The following is a 20738-nucleotide window of genomic DNA, read 5'->3' as shown; positions in this document are numbered from 1 at the left end:
CGGAGCGCTTGCCCTCGCGTGAGGCATGAAGCATTCATTCTGCCGGTGCGCTGTCGGCCGGCAGCGTGTTACTCCACTGAAGGCGCCGAAGGCGTCTCCGGATCCGGCGGCAGCTCCTGCGGCGGCGATGCAGGCGCGGGATCACCCTCCGGCGGTACCTCCTGCGGCGGCTCCTGCGCCGGTGGATCGCCTCGGCCGGGCTCTTCCACCGGCGGCGGGGGCGGCATGGGGTCCGGGGTCGGGTCCGGCACCTGGGCGATCGCATCATCGCGTGGGGTCATCGCTTCACTGTCCAGTGGCATGTACATCGCACGTTTTCCTGTTGTGGGGCGGCTTCGACGCTACGCGGCCTCCCGTCAACATCCAGCGATGGGCGGCGCCGCCGGGCGCGAGCCGCGGATCAGCCGTGGCCTTCGGAACGGCGTTTATGCACCGTGATCTCGCCCGAGGTTTCCAGCACGGCCAGCTCGACCTGTCCGAAGCCCTCACAGCCGTTCGCGCGCATCGCCACCTCCAGATCCGCCGGACTGACATTGCAGCGTTTTACCTGCTCCCAGTAGATGGTGCCGTGCCGTGCCAGCACCACGGGAACGCCCTCCACGATCTCATTCAGGCGTTTGCTGCGCGCACCCAGGAAGCCGACGAACCAGTTCAGGCCGATCAATGTGGCCGCCAGGATCAGGCCGCCCGGCAGTGACGTGTCTTCACCGATCAGCGAGTTCTGCACGGCCGTGCCCAGCAGCACGATCACCAGGATGTCGAACGGCGTGGACTGGCCCATGGACCGCTTGCCACTCAACCGGCTCAGCAACAGGACCACGACGTAGACCGCGACCGCGCGGAACACGAACTCCCACCATTCCATCCCCAACTCGAACATCTCATGCATCGCGGCAGCCTCCGTGTGGCGAGGCCTGGACGATAGGAATTACCAGGTGAAGCCGGTGGGAGCACCCGCCCTTCACGGCACCCCCGCTCCTCCGTAACAGCGGCAGGGCTAGCGTCGAGCCATTACCGCCCTACCCGTTCGCGCAGGAGACACGCCATGCAGCACGACAAGACCCCGCCCGCCTCCGCCGAAGACGCCCACGCCACGCACAACTGCCCGCCGGCAGAAGGCGCCGTCGACAAGGAGCGCACGTCGGAGAACCACGATGAGGCGCTGGAAGAGACCTTCCCGGCCAGTGACCCGATTTCCCCGTTCGTCGCGGCCAAGCCACCAAAGGACGACAAGGACCCGAAAGATCCGGATGCGGAGCACCTGAAGACCGAGAACGAGGGCTACAACCAGCACGGACACGGCAAGGGAGGCAAAGCCGGTGAAGGTGAGCCGGACGGCGTGCGCGAGGACGACGGCATTACCCAGCCAAACTTCGGCCAGCACGGCACGGCCGGCAAACAGACGCTGGATCGCCAATCAGACGAGGAAATGTCATGACTACTGCGCCGCGAGCACCTGCTACCAAAGAAGATGACCAGCAGAAGAGCCATACCCCGGACAAGCTGAGGAACGATGACGCCCGGTGGAAGGACAGGGACATGCCAGAGGCGGAGCACGGGGCGACGCCTGAGGATTATGAGCGACCGCCAGCAACGTAGTTTGCGCGGCGCCTCCCCAGCTGGGCTGCCGATATGCTCTGGAAGGATGTCCGGCTGCAGAACCAGCCTGTTTGCCTGTATCCTTGCAGGCCGTTTTGGCCCCGTAGCTCAGCTGGATAGAGCGTCCCCCTCCTAAGGGGAAGGTCGCCCGTTCGAATCGGGCCGGGGTCACCAACATCGGATGCTTTCGCGCCATTGCCTGCCGGGTGGATTACTGCCGCCGCGGGATGTGCCGAGTTGTGCGCTGCATCGCCAGATGAGGCATTGCGCCCCTCTGTTACCATTCGGGGCTGAGCTTGCCGCCCCCCACCCTGCCAGCGGCCAGCGCCTTACAAACGCAACGCAACAGGAGTTTGCATGTCCTCTGACCTGCTGAAGGCCCTCGGCCTCGACGCGACCAACGCTGGCACCTACCTTGGCAACGGCGAGTGGTCTTCGGCCACCGATGCCGGTGTGATCACCCCGGTGAACCCGACCACCGGCGAAGCCATCGCCCAGGTCTACGCGACCACCGACGCCGACTACGAAACCATCGTGGCCCGCGCCCAGGAGGCCTTCAAGGTCTGGCGCACCACCCCGGCCCCGCGCCGTGGCGAAGCCGTGCGCCTGTGTGGCGAAGCCCTGCGCGCCAACAAGGACGCCCTGGGCTCCCTGGTCGCCCTGGAAATGGGCAAGAGCAAGCCCGAGGGCGATGGCGAAGTGCAGGAGATGATCGACATCGCCGATTTCGCCGTGGGCCAGAGCCGCATGCTCTACGGCTACACGATGCATTCCGAGCGCCCGGGCCACCGCATGTATGAGCAGTACCAGCCGCTGGGCCTGGTCGGCATCATCAGTGCGTTCAACTTCCCGGTCGCGGTGTGGGCTTGGAACTCGTTCCTGGCCACGATCTGCGGCGATATCTGCCTGTGGAAGCCGTCCAACAAGACCCCGCTGACCGCGATCGCCTCCATGCGCATCTGCAATGAAGCGCTGCGCGACGGCGGGTTCCCGGACCTGTTCTTCCTGATCAACGATGCCGGCACCGAGCTGTCGCAGAAGATGGTGGCCGACAAGCGCGTGCCGCTGATCAGCTTCACCGGTTCGACCCAGGTCGGCCGCCAGGTCGCCGAGAAGGTCGCGCACCGCCTGGGCCGCTGCCTGCTGGAACTGGGCGGCAACAACGCCATCATCCTGGATGAAACCGCTGATCTGAAGCTGGCGATCCCGGGCATCGTGTTCGGCGCCGTCGGTACTGCCGGCCAGCGCTGCACCACCACGCGCCGCCTGATCGTGCACGAATCCATCCATGACGACGTGCTGGCCACGCTGATCAAGGCGTACAAGCAGGTGGAAGGCAAGATCGGCGATCCGACCGACCCGGCCAACCTGATGGGCCCGCTCAACAGCGACGGCGCCGTGCAGCAGTTCCTGGCCTCGATCGAGAAGGCCAAGGCCAGCGGCGGCACCGTGCAGACCGGTGGCACCCGCATCGACCGCGCCGGCAACTTCGTGCTGCCGGCCATCGTGACCGGCCTGAAGAACAGCGACGAGGTCGTCCAGCACGAAACCTTCGCCCCGATCCTGTACGTGATGAAGTACAGCACGCTGGACGAGGCGATCGACATGCAGAACGGCGTGCCGCAGGGCCTGTCCTCCTCGATCTTCACCACCAACCTGAAGACCGCCGAGCGCTTCCTCTCGGCAGCCGGTTCGGACTGTGGCATCGCCAACATCAACATCGGCACCTCGGGTGCGGAGATCGGTGGTGCGTTCGGTGGCGAGAAGGACACCGGCGGTGGCCGTGAGTCCGGCTCGGATGCCTGGAAGGTCTACATGCGCCGCCAGACCAACACCATCAACTACTCCGATTCGCTGCCGCTGGCCCAGGGCATCAAGTTCGACCTGTGATGGACCCCGCGTCCCACCTGTCGGCCGGCCCGCGCCTGGAGTTCACCGGGCGCCGGGTGCTGATTGCCGGCGGCAGCAAGGGCATCGGGCGCGCGATGGCGCTGGCGTTTGCTTCGGCAGGCGCCCGCGTCTCTGTCTGCGCACGCGGTGAGGCCGGTCTGGCCGCACTGCGTGCGGATGCCGGAGCGCTCGGCCTGGCCGTGCATACCGCCAGCGCCGACCTCTCCCGGCTGGACGACATCGGCCGCTGGCTGGCCGATGCCGCTCAGGCCTTGGGCGGTATCGATGTGCTGGTCAACAATGCGACCGGCTACGGCATGGCCGACGATGAGGCGGGCTGGGAAGCCAGCTTGAACGTCGACCTGATGTCGGCCGTGCGCGCCTCGCGACTGGCCCTGCCCTGGCTGACACAGTCCAGTGATGCCTGCATTCTCAACCTGGCCTCGATCGCTGCCCAGCAGCCGCGCCCGGGTGGCGCGCCATACGCGGCGGCCAAAGCGGCGCTGATGCACTACACCACCTCGCAGGCCCTGGCCCTGGCGCCGCAGCGGATCCGCGTCAATGCCATCGCCCCGGGCTCGATCGAGTTCGAGGATGGTTTGTGGGCACGCCGGCGCGAGCAGGACCCGGAGCTGTATCGAAACACCCTGGCGAAGATCCCGTTCGGCCGCTTCGGCGAGCCCGCGGCCGTCGCCAACGCCGCGCTGTTCCTGTGCTCGCCGCTGGCGGGCTGGATCACCGGGCATACCTTGAATGTGGATGGTGGCCAGGTCCTGATGGGATAAACCCGCCGCTGGCCCTATCATCGAACCACCCCACCGCGACCAGGACCTGCATGAGCCTTCCGCCCCGACAAACCAGTGCCATGGCCGTGGTCAGCCTGATCATGGGCATCCTCGGCTGGACCGCCCTGCCCTTCATCGGCAGCATCGCCGCGATCGTCACCGGCCACCTGGCCCGCGCCGAGATCCGGCGCCGCCCGCTGGAGCTGGAAGGCGACGGCATGGCCTTGGCCGGCCTGATCCTGGGCTGGATCATCGTGATCGGCAGCCTGCTCGCGCTGGTGGTGGTGCTGTTGTTCTTCGGCGGACTGGCCTGGTTTGCCGCTACCCAATCGTGAGGTGCACATGAGCCGCTCGGATTCGACCGAACGCTTCAGCAGTCGGGTTGCCGACTACGTCCGCTACCGTCCCGACTATCCCCCGGCATTGCTGGATTGGCTGCACCAGGACATCGGTGTACCCACCGAAACCCTGGTCGCCGATATCGGCGCCGGCACCGGCATTTCCACCCGGCTGTTCCTGGCCGCCGGCCACCCGGTCATCGCGGTGGAGCCGAATGCGGCCATGCGTGAGGCGGCCGAGCAGCTGCTCGCACCGGACTACCTGCGCCTGAAAGTCGCCGATGGCACCGCCGAAGCAACCGGCCTGGCCGACAACAGCGTGGGTCTGGTCGCTGCGGCGCAGGCCTTCCACTGGTTTGACACCGCTGCGGTGCGCCACGAATGGGCGCGCATCCTGCAACCCGAAGGGATGGCGCTGGTCTTCTGGAACTCGCGCCTGCTCGATGCCTCGCCGTTCCTGATCGGCTATGAGCAGTTGCTGCTCGAGTTCGGTACCGACTACACCGAGGTGGCCGAGCGCTACCAGGACGATGACACCATGCGCGCATGGTTCGGCGAGGGCCTGCGTGGCATGGCCCGGCTGCCGAACGTGCAGCGCATGGACCTGGATGGCCTGCGTGGCCGCCTGCTCTCCTCTTCGTATGCACCGCAGGCCGGTCACCCGCGCCACGCGCCGATGCTGGCCGCGCTGCAACAGCTGTTCGACGCCCATGCGGTGGACGGCCAGATCGCTTTTGAATACCAAACCCGTGCCTTTGTCGGCACGCTGGACTGATTGAACGCCATGTACTCGTTTGCCCGCCCCTTCCTGTTCGCCCTCGATGCAGAACGCGCCCACGGCCTTGGCCTGAGCGCGCTGGACCTGGCCTATCGCACCGGCACCACGCCGCTGATGGGCCGCCGCATCGACCCGCTGCCGACCAACGCGTTCGGAGTGACTTTCCCGAATCCGGTGGGCCTGGCCGCCGGCCTGGACAAGAACGGCGAGCACATCGATGCGCTGCTGGCCCTGGGCTTCGGCTTCGTGGAGATCGGCACGATCACCCCGCGCCCGCAGGCGGGCAACCCGAAGCCGCGCCTGTTCCGGCTGCCGGACCACCAGGCCATCATCAACCGCATGGGCTTCAACAATCTGGGCGTGGATGCGCTGGTCCGCAATGTCGAGCGCGCCAAGCGCCGCACTGGCCTGCTCGGCATCAACATCGGCAAGAACAAGGACACCCCCAACGAGCAGGCGTTCGACGATTACCAGCACTGCCTGCAGAAGGTGTATCCGCTGGCCGACTACATCACCGTCAACATCTCCTCGCCGAACACCGCCGGCCTGCGCGAGCTGCAGGAAGAGACCGCGCTGCGCCAGCTGATTTCGCAGCTGCGCGAGAGCCAGGAAAGCCTGGCGGCCAAGCACGGCAAGCGCGTGCCGATGCTGGTCAAGGTCGCTCCGGACCTGAGCGACCGCGATATCGACGCCGCTGCCCGCGTGCTCGGTGAGCTCAAGGTGGACGGCGTGATCGCCACCAACACCACCATCGACCGCAGTGCCGTGGCCGGTGACCCGCGTGCGAACGAGGCTGGCGGCCTGTCCGGTGCGCCGCTGCTGGGCCAGTCGACCCTGGTGCTGCGCCGCCTGCGTGCGCGCTTGCCCGAATCGATGCCGTTGATCGGCGTGGGCGGTATTCAATCCGGTGCGGACGCGGTAGCCAAGATGGCGGCCGGTGCAGCACTGGTGCAGTGCTACAGCGGCCTGATCTTCCGTGGCCCCGAGCTGGTGCATGACTGCGTGGAGGCGATCCGCCGCCGCAGAGAGGCGCCCAGCCGCGGCGCGGTGGCACCGCTGTGAACGACGCCATGACTGCCTGGGCCATCACTGAAAACGCCTCGCTGAAGGCGCTCAACACCTTCCACGTCGACGCCACCGCCGCGCAGCTTCTGGAGGTGTTCGATCCTTCCGTACTGCCCGAAGTACTTGCCCTCCCGCGCGTCGCCGACCAGCCGCTGCTGGTGCTGGGCAGCGGCAGCAATGTGCTGATCGCCGACAACGTGGACGGCACCGTACTGGTGTTCGCCAACCGCGGCATCGAGATCCTCGAGCACCGCGCCGACCACACCATCGTACGTGCCGGTGCCGGCGTGAACTGGCATGGGCTGGTGATGTGGTCGCTGCAGAACGGGCTGTCCGGGCTGGAAAACCTGGCCTTGATCCCAGGCACCGCCGGGGCCTCGCCGATCCAGAACATCGGCGCCTATGGCGCGCAGGTCGGCGAGTTCATCCAGGCTGTGGATGCCTGGGACCGACACGAAAACGACTGGGTGCGCTTCGATGCGGAAGGCTGCCAGTTCGCCTACCGCGACAGCATCTTCAAGCACGACCCGGACCGTTACCTGATCACCGCGATCGAACTGCGTCTGCCGTTGCTGCATGGCCTGCGCCTGGGCTATGCCGGGATCGCCGAGGAGATGGAGGCGATGGGTGTGGAGCTGCCGGTGGCCGCCGATGTGGCCAATGCGGTGATCAACATCCGCCGTCGCAAGCTGCCGGATCCGGAGGTGCTCGGCAATGCGGGCAGCTTCTTCAAGAACCCGATCCTGCCGTTGGAACAGGTAGAGGTGCTGCTGCAGCACTTCCCCGAGCTGCCGGTGTTCCCGGCCGACGACGACAGCCGCCGCAAGATTTCCGCCGCCTGGATGATCGAGAGCTGCGGCTGGAAGGGCTATCGCGATGGCGATGCGGGGGTGGCGCCGAGCCATGCGCTGGTGCTGGTCAACCACGGTCAGGCCACCGGTGAAGAACTGCTCGCGTTGGCGCGGCGGATCTCCGCCTCGGTCCTGGAGAAGTTCGGCGTGCCGATCGAACCGGAGCCCAGGCTGATCGGCGCACAGTGGTGACCCCCGCCCCCGCGTTACCGGTGGCCACGCCGTTGCGGGCCGCCCTGCTCATGCTCGGCAGTACCTTGGCCTTTGGCCTGATGGCGATCGCGATCCGCTACGCCACCCGTTACGTGCCCACCCAGGAAGTGGCGTTCTTCCGCAACGCCTTCGGCCTGCTGGCGCTGCTGCCGATGCTGATCCGCCCGGGCAGCGCACCGCTGAGGACACAGCAACTGCCGCGCTACTTCCTGCGCAGTGCGATCGGGCTGGCCTCGATGCTGTGCGCGTTCTGGGCGATCGGGCATCTGCCGATCTCCCAGGCGATCTCGCTCTCCTACTCCACGCCGCTGTTCGTCACCATCGCTGCCGTGCTGTGGCTGGGCGAAACGGTGCGCATGCGGCGCTGGGCGGCGGTGATCATCGGCTTCATCGGCGTGCTGATCATCGTGCGCCCTGGCTCGACCAGCTTCACCCCCGGCACCCTGGTCGCCGTGGGCGCCGCGGTACTGAGTTCGCTGGTGGCGATCCAGATCAAGCAGCTCACCCGCGTGGACAGCGCCGATACCGTGGTGTTCTACACCTATGTGTTCTGGGTGCCGCTGTCGCTGGTGCCAGCGCTGTTCGTGTGGGTCTGGCCCACCGGCGTGGCGTGGGTCTGGCTGATCGCGACCGGCGTGCTCGGCACGTTGGGCCAGCTGCTGTGGACACGCGCCCTGCGCCTGGGCGAGGTCTCCGCGTTGACCCCGATCAGCTTCATGCAGCTGCCGCTGGTGAGCGTGCTCGGCTGGCTGCTGTTCAATGAGGCGCTGGACCGCTGGACCGTGATCGGCGCCGGCATCATCCTCGGCGCCAATGCCTACATCGCCCACCGCGAAGCGGTACTGGCACGCCGGGCGAAGTCGCAGGCCGTCACCGCGGCCGCCAAGCCGGGGGAATAGACCCGCGGGAATCAATCCGACCCGAACAGATCCCGCGTGTAGACCTTGTTTGCCACGCCCTCCAGCTCCGGCGTCAGCCGGTTGGCGACGATGATGTCCGCCTCGTCCAGGAACGCCACGAAATCATTGACCACGCGGGAGCGGTAGAAGGTCGGCTCGGTCAGCACCGGCTCGTACACGATGACCTCGATGCCCTTGGCCTTGATCCGCTTCATCACGCCCTGCACCGCCGAGGCGCGGAAGTTGTCCGAGCCGGCCTTCATCACCAGCCGGTAGATGCCCACCACCTTCGGGTTGCGGGCCACGATGTCATCGGCGATGAAATCCTTGCGCGTGCGGTTGGACTCGACGATGGCGTGGATCAGGTTCTGCGGTACCTTGCTGTAATTGGCCAACAACTGCTTCGTATCCTTCGGCAGGCAGTAACCGCCGTAACCGAAGGAAGGGTTGTTGTAATGGCCGCCGATGCGCGGATCCAGGCTGACGCCTTCGATCATCTGGCGCGTATCCAGCCCGTGCGAACTGGCGTAGGTATCCAGTTCGTTGAAGTACGCCACCCGCATTGCCAGATAGGTGTTGGAGAACAGCTTGATCGCCTCCGCCTCGGTCGCGTCGGTGAACAGCACCGGCACGTCCTTTTTGATCGCGCCTTCCTTCAGCAGCTCGGCAAACACCGCCGCGCGTTCCGAACGCTCGCCCACGATGATCCGGCTCGGGTGCAGGTTGTCATGCAGCGCGCGGCCTTCGCGGAGGAACTCCGGCGAGAACAGAATGGCGTCGGTGTTGAACTTGGCCCGCAACGCGGCCGTGCAGCCGACCGGCACGGTCGACTTGATCACGATGACGGACGATGGATGGATCCGCACCACATCGGCGATCACTGCCTCAACGGAGCCGGTGTTGAAGTAATTCGACGTAGGGTCGTAATCCGTCGGCGTGGCGACGATGACGAAGTCCGCACCTTCATAGGCCTGCGCAGGATCCAGCGTGGCGGTGAGGTTCAGCGCGCGATGGGCGAGGAAGTCCTCGATCTCGGCATCCTCGATGGGCGACTGCCGGGCATTGATCATCGCCACCTTGGCCGGGTCGATGTCCAGCGCGACCACCTCGTGATGCTGCGCGAGCAGCACCGCGTTGGAGAGGCCCACGTAGCCGGTACCGGCGATGGCAATCTTCATTCAGGATCCTCTGCGTACATCGTCCAGAGTCGAAGGGCGAATGTTAGCAAACGCTGCGGAGTTAGTGCCACAAACGCATTTCATTAAGCGTCATTTTTGGCACTTTACTCCTATAAATCGATATAAAGCGCCATATGTGGCGCTTTAATAAAATACAACATAAATGTCGTAAACCGCCAAACTTGACGCTTTATGGCAATAATGCGATACAAGGCGTCAGGAGGGTCACCTTATGACGATCACACATCTGATGACGGACGATGCTGTCCTGGCTGAGCTGGGGCAACGTCTCGCCCGCGTGCGGCTTTCACAGGGCATGACTCAGGAGCAGCTGGCCGAAGCTGCGGGCGTCTCCAAGCGCACCGTGCAGCGGCTGGAAGACGGCACACCCGCCCAGCTGGCGAATCTGATCCGTTGCCTGCGCGCCCTCGGCAGGCTGGATGCGCTGGACGTGATGCTGCCCAGCGACGGCCCCAATCCGATCGATCTGCTGGAGCGCCGCGGCCACCCGCGCCAGCGCGCGCGACCGGGGGTGGCAGAGCCCGCACCGGCCAAGCCCTGGACCTGGGGCGATGAGCAATGAGCACGACGGCCGAAGTGCGCCTGTGGGGCAGCCGGATAGGTGCGGTGACGCTGGCCGACGGCGAGCGGATCGCACAATTTGCCTACGACCCGGCCTTCGCACGGTCCAGCATCGAGGTCGCGCCGCTGACCCTGCCGCTCGCGGCGGATCGGATCTACAGCTTCCCCTCCCTCAACCCGGCAAGCTTCCATGGCCTGCCCGGCCTGCTCGCCGACGCCCTGCCGGACAAGTACGGCAATACCCTGATCAACGCGTGGCTGGCCACCCAGGGCCGCACGCCGGACAGCTTCAATGCGGTGGAGCGGCTCTGCTACACCGGCACACGCGGCATGGGCGCGCTGGAGTTCTCGCCTGTGCATGGTCCGCGCGTCCGCACGGCACACAAAATTCAGATCGATACCCTGGTCGCGCTGGCCACGGAGGTCCTGAGCAACCGCGACAACCTGCGTGCCTCATTCGGCGATGAAGAACGCGCCGATGCGCTGCGCGACATTCTGCGCGTGGGTACCTCGGCCGGTGGCGCACGGGCCAAAGCCGTGATCGCCTGGAACGAGGGCACCGGCGAGGTCCGATCGGGCCAGGCCGCGGCAGCGCCAGACTTCAGCTACTGGCTGCTCAAGTTCGATGGCGTCCAGAACAACCGCGACAAGGAACTGGCTGACCCCAAGGGCTACGGCGTGGTCGAGTACGCGTACGCGCTGATGGCGCGTGATGCGGGCATCCAGATCAGCGAGTGCCGGCTGCTCGAGGAAGGCGGCCGCCGCCACTTCATGACCCAACGCTTCGACCGCACCGATGCAGGGGGCAAGCGGCATATGCAATCGTTGGCGGCGATGGCCCACGTCGACTTCAATGATCCTACGGCCTACTCCTACGAGCAGGCCCTCCTGGTCATGCGCCAGTTGCGCCTGCCCATGGCGCAGCTGGAGGAACAGTTCCGGCGGATGGTGTTCAACGTGATCGCACGCAACCAGGACGACCACGTCAAGAACATCGCCTACCTGATGGATCGGCAGGGTCAGTGGTCGCTGTCGCCTGCGTTCGACATCACCTGGGCGTACAACCCGGACGGCGACTGGACGGCCCGGCACCAGATGTCGATCAACGGAAAACGCGAGGGGTTCGATTTGGCCGACCTGGCCGCCTGTGCTGCGACGGCCTCGATCAATGCCCGCCGCGCCCGCGACATCATTGAGCAGGTCCGGCAAAGCGTGCAGCGCTGGCCGCAGTTTGCCGATCAGGCCGGCGTCGCCGAGGTATGGCGCGACCAGATCCGCGGCAGCCTGCGCACGGACATTCGCTGAGCTGCGCATTTAGATGGCCAACGCGGCCACCTGAGGGTGCGCTTGATATTGCGACGCGTCATGTAAACGATTACAGCCCCTGCTAGCGTGGGCTCCATCCCGATGTCGGGGTGGTTCCAGATCAGGAGCACGTTGATGGGGCTGCATGCTGACCGTTCGACTGTTGTGCACCGGCCCCGCCGCGTCCTGGCCGCCACCCTGCTTGTCACCACCCTCGCGCTGGGCCTGTCCGCGGCTGCCCAGACCCTGCCGCCGCGCAACCAATGGCAGGCCAGCAGCTCCTCGCAGCAGGTCCCGGCGATGGCGGTCAGCCACCTGATCGACGGCGACCCGAAGACGGTCACCGGCGGAGCCTTCAGCCCCGGCCACTGGTTCCAGGTGGACCTGGGCAAGCCGAGCACGCTCAGCGGCGCGCAGATCACCTGGGATGTCTCCAATCCCGAGGGCTACACCCTGCAGACCTCGCTGGACGGGCAGCAATGGCAGCCGGCCTACACCATGCGCGATTCGCTCGGCGGTATCGAGACGCTGTTCTTTGCGCCGCGCAACGCCCGCTACCTTCGCCTGGCCAGCCCGGAGCGCACGTCGGACTGGGGCGTGTCGATCTTCGAACTGGAGCCATTGGACAGCACCACCAGTGCGCGCGTAGCCGGTGTGGATGCAGCCCACGCGGCGGCGCTGTGGCAAGGCGGCAGCGCGGTCACGATTCCGCGTGGCAAGGACGGTACGCACATGCTTGAGATCACGCTGCCACGCGCGGTCGCCACCACCGGGCTGGCCGTAGACTGGACAGGCGCGCATGGCGCTGCACGGCTGCAGGCGCGCGATGCGCAGGGCCATTGGATGGAGCTTGCGCGCGATCCGCAGGCCGGTGCACGCCAGCAGAGTTGGCTGGCCGGCACTGCGGCCGTGACCGCCACGGCGCTGCGGCTGACGGTGGAGGGAGATGCACCGCAGGTCGACCGCCTGCGCCTGCTGGGGCCAAAGGCCGTGATGACGCCGATGAAGCGCTATCAGATCACCGCCAGTGGCGCGCAGCGCGCGTTGTTCCCGGCCTCGCTGCACCTGCAGCAGACCTACTGGACTGCGGTCGGCATCCACGCTGGCCGGCAGAAATCGATCTTCGACGAGTACGGCAACCTCGAGGCCTTCAAGGGCGCGCCGCTGGTGCAGCCGATCTGGCGCACTGCCAACGGTGTTGCCGCAGGCGCCGCCGACCAGACGGTGCAGCACGCACTGCGCGACGGCTGGAAGCCGATGCCCTCGGCGACGTGGTCGCCACAACCCGGGCTTGAACTGCAGAGCGAAGCGTTCGCCGTCGAGCTCGGTGGTCAGCCGGTGACCTTCGTGCGTCACCGCCTGCGCAACACCGGGAGCGCGCCCGTCGACGGCACCTTGACCCTGGCGGTGCGGCCGATGCAGATGAATCCGCCGTGGCAGAACGGTGGCCTGTCACCGATCCGCGAGGTCGCCATCGAGGGTCAACGCGTACGCATCAATGGTCGCGCCCTGCTGCAGTCGCTGACGCCAGTGGATGCTGCCGGTGCAGCACCGTTCGGCCCGGACGGCAGCAGCGAGATCACCGCGGCGATCGCCAGCGGCACCTTGCCCGCCGCCACACAGGCAAGCGATGGTGACGGCCTGGCTTCGGCGGCGCTGGCCTACCGCGTGCAGCTCGCACCCGGTGCCAGCTGCTCGGTGGTGGTCGCCTTCCCGCTCGGCACCGCGGCAACAGCCAAAGACGGCTCCCTGCCGGATGCGCCCGCGCTGGATCTGTCCGGCACACCCCGTGCAGCCGATGCGGCCTACGACGCCCTGGCCAAACGTGCATCGGACGATTGGCAGGCACGCCTGGGCCAGGTCGGGCTGCGTCTGTCCGATCCGTCCCTCGTGGACATGCTGCGCGCGCAGGCCGCCTACATGCTGATCAACCAGACCGGCCCTGCGATGCAGCCCGGCCCGCGCAACTACAACCGCTCCTTCATCCGCGACGGCATGGCTACCTCGGCGGTGCTGCTGCGCATGGGCGAATCCAAGGTCGCGCGCGACTACCTGGCCTGGTACAGCGAGCACGGCGTGCACGCCAACGGCCTGGTCTCGCCGATCCTCAACGACGACGGCAGCGTCAACACCGGCTTCGGCTCGGATATCGAATACGACAGCCAAGGCCAGTACATCAGTCTGGTCGCCGACGTCGCGCGGCTGGATGGCGGGCCCGAGTCGGTGCGCGCGTATCTGCCCAAGGTGAAGGCGGCGATGCGCTTCCTGCAGGAACTGCGCGAGCGCACGCTGGTGCCCGGCTACATGGCCACCCAGCCCGCCCCCGAGCGCTTCGCCGGCATCCTGGCACCGTCGATCAGCCATGAAGGCTATCCCTCGCCCACGCACAGCTACTGGGACGACTACTGGGGCCTGAAGGGCTGGCATGACGGTGCATGGTTGGCCGAGTCACTGGGCGATCACGAAACCGCTGCATGGGCGCGCGGACAGTACACCGCCCTGCACGATGCGCTGGCTGCCTCGATCCGCGCCACGATGGCGTGGAAGGGCATCGACTTCATTCCCTCTTCGGCCGACCTTGGCGATGGCGACCCGACCGGTGTTTCGATCGCGCTCGACCCGACCGGCGCACAGGATGTGCTGCCGGCCGAGGCACTGCGCACCACGTTCGCCCGCTATCTGGACGATGTCCGCAAGCGCAACGCGCCGGACGCCCTGTACGCCTATACGCCGTACGAAATCCGCAATGTGCTGAGCTACGTGCATCTGGACCAGCCCGAGGCGGCCGATGAACTGCTGCAGGGACTGCTGCATGACCGCCGCCCGCTGGAGTGGCAGGTGCTGGCCGAGGTCGTGCATTCGCGCTTGCGCTTCCCTCGCTATCTCGGCGACATGCCGCATACCTGGATCGGTGCGGAGTACGGGCGCACGCTGTTCGGAATGCTGATGCGCGAAGACGATGACGCGCTGTCGCTGCTGCCGGGTGCCCCACCGTCATGGGTGGCCGGCGACGGGTTGGCGGTGGATCGGCTGCCGACCGCCTACGGCACCCTGGCGATGCAGGCGATGCAGCGCGATGGCACGCTGCAGGTCACGCTGGGCAAGGGGCTGCGCAAGGACACTGCGGTACGCGTGTGGTGGCCAAGCCGCACGCGCCCGACCGCCGTCACGGTGGATGGGCGCAGCGTGAGTGACTACGACGCACGCGGTGTGCTGCTCAAGAAGCCGTTCCGCAGGTTGGAGGCGACGTGGTGAGTGTCAGACACTCCCCTCGTGCTCATGCAGGGTGATCAACGACTCCATCAGGTCCTCGTCCGCACTCGCGCACACGGCCAGCAGCACCGCTTCCTCGCAGCCGGTGTCGACGATGTAGCCATGGCCCATCTGGCTGTCGATATAGATGCCCTGCCCGGTCTCCAGCACCACCGGATCGTAGAACTCGGTGTGGACCTGGATGCGGCCTTCCAGCACGTGCACGTATTCCTCGCCCGGGTGACGGACCAGTTCACCGAATTCGGCGGTGGTCTTGGCGCGCACCTTGGTCAGGATCGGAATCATCCGCTTGCGCCGCAATTCGGTGCACAGATAGTAGTAGTCGTAGTTGTCAGTCTGGACCCGCAGCGCCTTGTCCAGCGAGCCGAGGCTGCGCCGGGCGGTGACCGGCTTGGGCGCGCTGTCGCTGTCCGGCTCGGAAAACAGCTCGGACATGCGCAGGTTCAAGCGCTGCGCCAGGTGCTGGAGCTTGTCGTAGGTCAAGGTCAAGCGATCGTGCTCGATCTTGGACAGCGTGGACAGGGGGATTTCGGTGTGCTCGCTCATTTCCTTGAGCGTCCAACCCTGGCGCGTGCGCAGACCGCGCAGCAGGGTTCCGAGCGTCGGGCTTTTGGGGCTCATCGACAGGACCTTTGGGCTATTGCTGGTGAAGTAGTGGATACGATACTACGTAGAGATGAATGCCATCCTGATCAGGATGGTTTCTTGTCGCGTTCGTCTCTCATTTCGCTGTTTCAGGCACTGAAAACGTTCTCAATGGCGGAGGAACGCCGCCTGTAGGCCCCGCAATCCCCCAATGTGCGCACAAGGCGGTGGCCCCGGAAGGATCACGCGCATTTGACATTTCTCTGATCAGGAATATTGTTGTCTGATTGAGATTGTTTTGGGCCATCTGACGCGATTGCCTCGGGTGACCCGTCTTCCAGTTCGCAAGGGGATCGTCACATGCGTGCGTTGTCAGGCTTTGTCGCGTTGTGTTGTGGGCTGTTGTTGACCGTCCAGGCGGATGCCCAGCAGCCGCCGCCCTCTCCCCCGGCCGCGCCGGTACCGCAGGCCGATTCCGCTGCCCGGCTGACCGCCGACGATGCGACCACCTGGCTGGATGGCTTCATGCCGTATGCGATCGCACGTGGCGATATCGCCGGTGCGGTGGTCACCGTGGTCAAGGACGGCCAGATCCTGGTCCGTCGCGGCTACGGCGTCTCCGATGTGGCCAAGCAGACGCCGGTGGACCCGGACCGCACCCTGTTCCGGATGGCCTCGGTTTCCAAGCTGATGACCTGGACCGCGGTGATGCAGCTGGTGGAAGCGGGCAAGCTGGATCTGGACGCGGACATCAACCAGTACCTGGATTTCAAGGTGCCCGAACGCGGCCTGCCGATCACGCTGCGCCAGCTGATGACGCATACCGGTGGCTTCGAGGCCAACATCAAGTACATGTGGACCAGCGAGGCGGTTGCCGAAGCCGGTGGCATTGCACTGGGGCCGTACCTCAAGCGCCGCGTGCCGGCGCAGATCTTCCCGCCGGGCACCGTGCCGGCGTATTCGAACTACGGCACCAGCCTGGCCGGCTACATCGTCGAGCGCGTGTCGGGCCAGCCCTTCGCCGAGTATGTCGAGCAGCACATCTTCGTGCCGCTGCAGATGCAGCACGCCAGCTTCCGCCAGCCGCTGCCGCCGGCGTTGCGTGCCCTGGTCACCCAGGGCTATGCACTGGGCTCGGGCAAGCCGCGTGCGTTCGAAGTCACCCCGTCCGCCCCGGCGGGTGCGCTGTCGGCCACCGGCAGCGACATGGCGCGCTTCATGATCGCGCACCTGAGCGCGGCGGGCGGTCATGACACGGCCATCCTGAAGGCGGCGACCAGCCAGCTCATGCTGACGCCGCAGACGCGCTTCGCGCCGCCGCTCAACACCATGGCGCTCGGGTTCTATGAGATCGACGTCAACGGCCAGCGCGTGGTGTCCCACGCCGGTGACACGTACTCCTTCCACTCGCAGCTGTTCCTGTTCCGCGACCACGATGTCGGCCTGTTCGTCTCGCTCAACAGCGCCGGCGCCAATGGGATCACCGGCCCGATCCGGCGTGAGCTGCTGGAGAACTTCGCCGATCGCTATTTCCCGGCCGCCGCTCCGGCCCCGGCCGTGGCTGCCGACGGCGCACTGGCCAAGCAGCAGGCACGCCTGCTGGCCGCGCCGAGCTATCTCGATTCGCGCCGTGCCGAAACCGGCATCGGCCGCACCGGCATCCTCACCCAGACGCGCCTGGAAGCCCTCGACGATGGCAGCCTGCGTCTGCCGCGCCTGAAGCAGCCCAACGGGCAGCCGACCACCTTCAAGCCGATTGGACCGTGGCTGTGGCAGGCGAGCAACAGCGAGCTGCGCCTGGCCGCCATCCTCAAGGACGGCAAGCCGGTCGGCTTCGCAGTGGATTCGTCCTCCCCGTTCAACGTGTTCCTGGCCGCGGAAGGCTACCGCTCGGCGCTGTGGCTCAAGCCGTTGCTGACAGCTGCCGTGACCGTGCTGGCGCTGTCCGCACTGGCCTGGCCGATCGCGGCGTTCGCGCGGCGTCGTCATGGCCGTGTGCTCGGCTGGCCGCGCAGCACCCTGCTGGCCTATCGCCTGAGCCGCGCCGCCTGCTGGTTCATGCTGCTGGTGCCGGCCGTGGCCATCGCCGTGATGGCCTGGGCGTCGGCGGATTTCGCCCGCCTCGACGATCGTCTGGATCCGGCGGTGATCGGGTTGGGCATCGGCTCGGTGATCGCCATCGTCGGCGGCATCGGCGCGACGGCCTGGAATCTGGTGCAGACCTTCCGCGCCGGGCGCGGCTGGTTGGCGCGCGTATGGGCGGTGCTGCTGCTGATCGCCGCCTGCGTGCTCGCTTACGCCCTGGTCCTGATGGGCCTGGCCGACTTCGCACTCAACTACTGACCCGTAGCCCCACCACGGGGCTGGAGACATCCTGTGAAACTGACCCTGCAGATCGACTCGCTTGCGTTGCTGGCCCCGTTCCGGATCAGCGGCTACGTGTTCGAACACGCCCCGGTACTGCGCGTGGAACTGGAAGACGGCGGCCATCGCGGCCGTGGCGAAGCCAGCGGCGTGTACTACTTCGATGACACGCCCGAGCAGATGCTGGCCACGCTGGAACTGCTGCGTGCGCGGATCGAAGCCGGCATCACCCGCGCCGAGCTGCAGCAGCTGCTGCCCCGCGGCGGTGCGCGCAACGCACTGGACTGCGCCCTGTGGGATCTGGAAGCCAGCCGCACCGGCAAGCACGCCTGGGCGCTGGCTGGCCTGTCGCAGACCCGGCCGCTGCTGACCACCTGGACGCTGGGCGCCGATGACCCGGCGACGATGCAGTCGATCGCCACCGGACGCTATGCGCCGGCCAAGGCACTCAAGCTCAAGCTCAGCGGTGACCTGGATATCGACATCGAACGTGTGCGCGCCGTGCGCAAGGTGCGCCCGGATGTGTGGATGGGCGTGGACGCCAACCAGGGCTACAGCGTGGATGTGCTCGATGCGCTGATTCCGGTGCTGCTGGAGAACGACATCAAGCTGCTGGAACAACCCTTGCCGCGCGGTCGCGAAGCCGAGCTCAAGGGCTTCGCGCGACCGCTGCCGTTCGCCGCCGACGAGAGTGTGCAGGACGTCTCAGAGATCGAAGCGCTGGCAGGCCTGTTCGACGTCATCAACATCAAGCTCGACAAGGCCGGCGGGCTCACCGAAAGCCTGGCGATGGTCGGCAAGGCCCGCTCGCTGGGCATGCAGGTGATGGTCGGCAACATGATCGGCAGCAGCTGGGCGATGGGCCCGGCGTTCATCGTGGGCCAGCATTGCGACGTGGTGGATCTGGATGGCCCGCTGTTCCTGAGCGACGACCGCGTCCCAGGCCTGCGCTATGACGACGGACTGGTGCATTGCGACGATGCCGTATGGGGCAAGGGAGTGCACGCATGAGCACGTTGCGCACACTGGCTTCGGGCCTGCTGCTGGCATCAACCGCGGCGTTCTCACCGCTGCATGCGCAGGCACCCGTCCCCGTCGCCGCTCCGGCGGTGCCGGCGACCGCGACGGTCGAGTCGCCTGACAGCATCACACCTGCGCAGTCCCCCACCGGCACGCTGGATGCGGCGCGCGTGGACACCTTCCTCGATGGCCTGGTGCCCTACCTGATGGCGCAGGGCGATCTTGCTGGCGCCGTGGTGACGGTGGTCGAGAACGGCAAGGTCGTCACCGAGCGCGGCTTTGGCTTCTCCGATGTGGAAAAGCGCACGCCGGTGGATCCCAAGACCACCCTGTTCCGTCCGGGCTCGATCTCCAAGCTGTTCGTCTGGACCGCGGTGATGCAGCTGGTCGAACAGGGCAAGCTGGACCTGGACACCGACATCAACACCTACCTGGACATCAAGGTCCCGGCCAAGGGTGAGCCGATCACGCTGCGCCAGATCATGACCCACACCAGCGGTCTGGAAGAGCGCATGCGCTACCTGATCGTGCTGGGTCCGGACCATCCGGCCAACCGCGACAACTACCTCAAGGACTGGGTGCCGAACCAGATCTCGGCGCCGGGCACCAAGCCGGCATACTCCAACTACGCCACCGGCATCGCCTCGTACATCGTCGAGCGCGTCAGCGGGCAGCGCTTCGAGGAGTACGCCCAGCAGCACATCCTGCAGCCGCTGGACATGCAGTACGCCAGCTTCGAACAGAAGCTGCCGGCCGAACTGCTGCCGCACGCCGCCAAGGGCTACCTGCTGGGCTCGGGCAAGAGCTACCCGGCCGAGAAGAACACCGCGCCAGGCGTGGGTGGGCTGTATGCCTCCGGCGCGGCGATGTCACGTTTCATGATGGCCGCGCTCAATCATGGTGAGCTTGATGGGCAGCGCATCATGCGTGCCGAGACCAACGCGCAGATGCTGACCCCCCAGGCAGCGATCCTGCCGCATCTGCCGCGCATGACACTGGGCTGGATGGCCTCGGACACCGGCGGCTACGACACGCGCTCACACGGCGGCACAATGCTGTTCTTCTACTCGTGGCTGTGGATGATCCCGGAGCGGAACATCGGCGTGTTCGTGTCGACCAACAGCGTCGGCCGTGACGCGGCCGGCTCGGCCCTGCGTGCCCAGGTCTGGGAACGCTTCGTGGAGAACTTCCTGCCAACGTTGCCGATCGAAGCGGCGGGTCCGGGCGTGGATGCCGCGATCGCGCGCGAACATGCGGCAGCGCTGGCAGGCATCACCTGGCAGAGCACGCGTCGCTCGGACAGTTCGTATCTGCGCATGCTCTCGCTGTTTGCGCCGACGCGCGTGCACCCGCAGGACGACGGCACGATCACCGTCGATGGCCAGAAGGGCCTGAACGGTCAACTGCTGCGCTGGCGCGAGGTGTCGCCCTGGTTGTGGCAGCAGGAAAACGGCCGCGGCCTGTTGGAAGTGAAGGTCGAGGATGGCCGGCCGGTGTACTTCTCCGGCGGCCCGTTCGCCTCGGTGTTCGGTTTCGAGCCGATTCCCGCGTGGCGTTCACCGGCGTGGCTGCGCCCTGCGCTGTTTGTCGCACTGGGGTTGCTGACGCTGTCGGCCGTGCTGCGCATCGGTGGCGTGTTCGTACGTCGTTACTACCGGGTCAGCGCACCGGCAGAAGGCCACGGCCTGCGCTGGCTGCAGACGTTGTCGATCACCACGCAGCTGGGCACCGTCGTTGCCTGGGCGCTGTACGTGAAATCGATCGCGGGCCCGGGCGCGATCTCGTCCTACACCAACGGCCCCTTGATCCTGGTGCAGGCGCTGTCGTGGCTGAGCGTGTTGGCAGCCGTGGCCCTGGTGTGGGTGGCGCTCCGTGCGCCGGCCAGCTGGCCCCGTGTGCGCCGCTACGGTGCTTGGGTGGTCGCACTGGCCGGCGTGGTGGTGGCGTTCGTCGCCATCACCCAGCGCCTGATCAGTACCGGCCTGCAGCTCTGACCGACGGACGCCCCGCCCG

18 protein-coding genes and 1 tRNA gene are annotated in these 20738 nt (G+C 66.6%); 15 read left to right on the top strand and 4 right to left on the bottom strand.

The window, feature by feature from the left end; genetic code table 11:
• Nucleotides 1-68: 68 nt before the first annotated feature.
• Nucleotides 69-308: a hypothetical protein gene (locus tag EDF74_RS05345; RefSeq protein ID WP_184997070.1), complete on the bottom strand. Its 240-nt coding sequence runs from the start codon at nt 306-308 to the stop codon at nt 69-71.
• 92 nt (nt 309-400) lie between these two features.
• Nucleotides 401-889 carry a DUF421 domain-containing protein gene (locus tag EDF74_RS05340; protein WP_123729099.1) on the bottom strand — a complete coding sequence of 163 codons (489 nt, stop codon included), beginning with the start codon at nt 887-889 and terminating at the stop codon, nt 401-403.
• A gap of 156 nt (nt 890-1045) precedes the next feature.
• Between EDF74_RS05340 and EDF74_RS05335 the strand changes: the two genes are divergently transcribed.
• From EDF74_RS05335 to EDF74_RS05295, 9 genes are all read left to right on the top strand, one after another.
• Nucleotides 1046-1438 (top strand): hypothetical protein, encoded by a 393-nt coding sequence (locus EDF74_RS05335; RefSeq protein ID WP_123729098.1) that lies wholly within the window; start codon nt 1046-1048, stop codon nt 1436-1438.
• A 258-nt stretch (nt 1439-1696) separates the two neighbouring features.
• Nucleotides 1697-1773: transfer RNA gene (locus EDF74_RS05330), tRNA-Arg, on the top strand.
• Nucleotides 1774-1956: 183 nt separating this feature from the next.
• Entirely contained in the window at nt 1957-3489 is a 1533-nt protein-coding gene (amaB, locus tag EDF74_RS05325) for an L-piperidine-6-carboxylate dehydrogenase (RefSeq protein ID WP_123729097.1), read from the top strand.
• Entirely contained in the window at nt 3489-4274 is a 786-nt protein-coding gene (locus EDF74_RS05320) for an SDR family NAD(P)-dependent oxidoreductase (protein WP_123729096.1), read from the top strand. The genes amaB and EDF74_RS05320 overlap by 1 nt, the downstream gene beginning before the upstream one ends.
• Nucleotides 4275-4324: 50 nt before the next feature.
• Complete coding sequence (locus EDF74_RS05315; protein ID WP_123729095.1) at nt 4325-4609, top strand: DUF4190 domain-containing protein; 285 nt, start codon at nt 4325-4327, stop codon at nt 4607-4609.
• Nucleotides 4610-4616: 7 nt separating this feature from the next.
• Nucleotides 4617-5387 (top strand): class I SAM-dependent methyltransferase, encoded by a 771-nt coding sequence (locus EDF74_RS05310; protein WP_123729094.1) that lies wholly within the window; start codon nt 4617-4619, stop codon nt 5385-5387.
• A gap of 9 nt (nt 5388-5396) precedes the next feature.
• Entirely contained in the window at nt 5397-6452 is a 1056-nt protein-coding gene (locus EDF74_RS05305; RefSeq protein ID WP_123729093.1) for a quinone-dependent dihydroorotate dehydrogenase, read from the top strand.
• Nucleotides 6453-6460: 8 nt separating this feature from the next.
• Complete coding sequence (murB, locus tag EDF74_RS05300; RefSeq protein ID WP_123729719.1) at nt 6461-7498, top strand: UDP-N-acetylmuramate dehydrogenase; 1038 nt, start codon at nt 6461-6463, stop codon at nt 7496-7498.
• Nucleotides 7499-7530: 32 nt separating this feature from the next.
• The gene (locus EDF74_RS05295; RefSeq protein ID WP_123729092.1) at nt 7531-8418 is read left to right on the top strand and encodes a DMT family transporter; all 888 of its coding nucleotides are present in this window, start codon (nt 7531-7533) and stop codon (nt 8416-8418) included.
• Between the two features lie 11 nt (nt 8419-8429).
• On the opposite strand, the gene EDF74_RS05290 is transcribed toward EDF74_RS05295, so the two are convergent.
• Nucleotides 8430-9596 carry a nucleotide sugar dehydrogenase gene (locus tag EDF74_RS05290; protein ID WP_123729091.1) on the bottom strand — a complete coding sequence of 389 codons (1167 nt, stop codon included), beginning with the start codon at nt 9594-9596 and terminating at the stop codon, nt 8430-8432.
• Nucleotides 9597-9828: 232 nt separating this feature from the next.
• Between EDF74_RS05290 and EDF74_RS05285 the strand changes: the two genes are divergently transcribed.
• The 3 genes from EDF74_RS05285 (at nt 9829) to EDF74_RS05275 (ending at nt 14738) form a co-directional block, all read left to right on the top strand.
• On the top strand, nt 9829-10179 hold the full coding sequence (locus tag EDF74_RS05285) for a helix-turn-helix domain-containing protein (protein WP_123729090.1): 351 nt from the start codon (nt 9829-9831) through the stop codon (nt 10177-10179).
• A complete protein-coding gene (locus tag EDF74_RS05280; protein ID WP_123729089.1) occupies nt 10176-11483 on the top strand; it encodes a type II toxin-antitoxin system HipA family toxin in 1308 nt (435 codons plus the stop codon). Before EDF74_RS05285 ends, EDF74_RS05280 begins: the two co-directional genes overlap by 4 nt.
• 135 nt (nt 11484-11618) lie before the next feature.
• Nucleotides 11619-14738 carry a discoidin domain-containing protein gene (locus EDF74_RS05275; RefSeq protein ID WP_123729088.1) on the top strand — a complete coding sequence of 1040 codons (3120 nt, stop codon included), beginning with the start codon at nt 11619-11621 and terminating at the stop codon, nt 14736-14738.
• A 3-nt stretch (nt 14739-14741) separates the two neighbouring features.
• Here EDF74_RS05275 and EDF74_RS05270 read toward each other — a convergent pair whose 3' ends face one another.
• The gene (locus EDF74_RS05270; protein ID WP_123729087.1) at nt 14742-15377 is read right to left on the bottom strand and encodes a helix-turn-helix domain-containing protein; all 636 of its coding nucleotides are present in this window, start codon (nt 15375-15377) and stop codon (nt 14742-14744) included.
• Between the two features lie 324 nt (nt 15378-15701).
• On the opposite strand from EDF74_RS05270, the gene EDF74_RS05265 reads away from it, so the two are divergent.
• The 3 genes from EDF74_RS05265 to EDF74_RS05255 are packed head-to-tail and all read left to right on the top strand — an operon-like array spanning nt 15702 to nt 20719.
• Nucleotides 15702-17684, top strand: a complete 1983-nt coding sequence (locus EDF74_RS05265; protein ID WP_123729086.1) for a serine hydrolase domain-containing protein — start codon at nt 15702-15704, stop codon at nt 17682-17684.
• Nucleotides 17685-17717: 33 nt separating this feature from the next.
• Complete coding sequence (locus EDF74_RS05260; RefSeq protein WP_123729085.1) at nt 17718-18716, top strand: dipeptide epimerase; 999 nt, start codon at nt 17718-17720, stop codon at nt 18714-18716.
• The gene (locus tag EDF74_RS05255) at nt 18713-20719 is read left to right on the top strand and encodes a serine hydrolase domain-containing protein (RefSeq protein ID WP_184997068.1); all 2007 of its coding nucleotides are present in this window, start codon (nt 18713-18715) and stop codon (nt 20717-20719) included. Before EDF74_RS05260 ends, EDF74_RS05255 begins: the two co-directional genes overlap by 4 nt.
• Nucleotides 20720-20738: the final 19 nt, after the last annotated feature.

Origin of the sequence: Stenotrophomonas rhizophila (assembly GCF_003751305.1) — a bacterium.
Lineage (GTDB): Bacteria > Pseudomonadota > Gammaproteobacteria > Xanthomonadales > Xanthomonadaceae > Stenotrophomonas > Stenotrophomonas rhizophila_B.
Note: the sequence above shows the minus strand (reverse complement) of the source record. Positions and strands in the feature narration are given on the sequence as shown.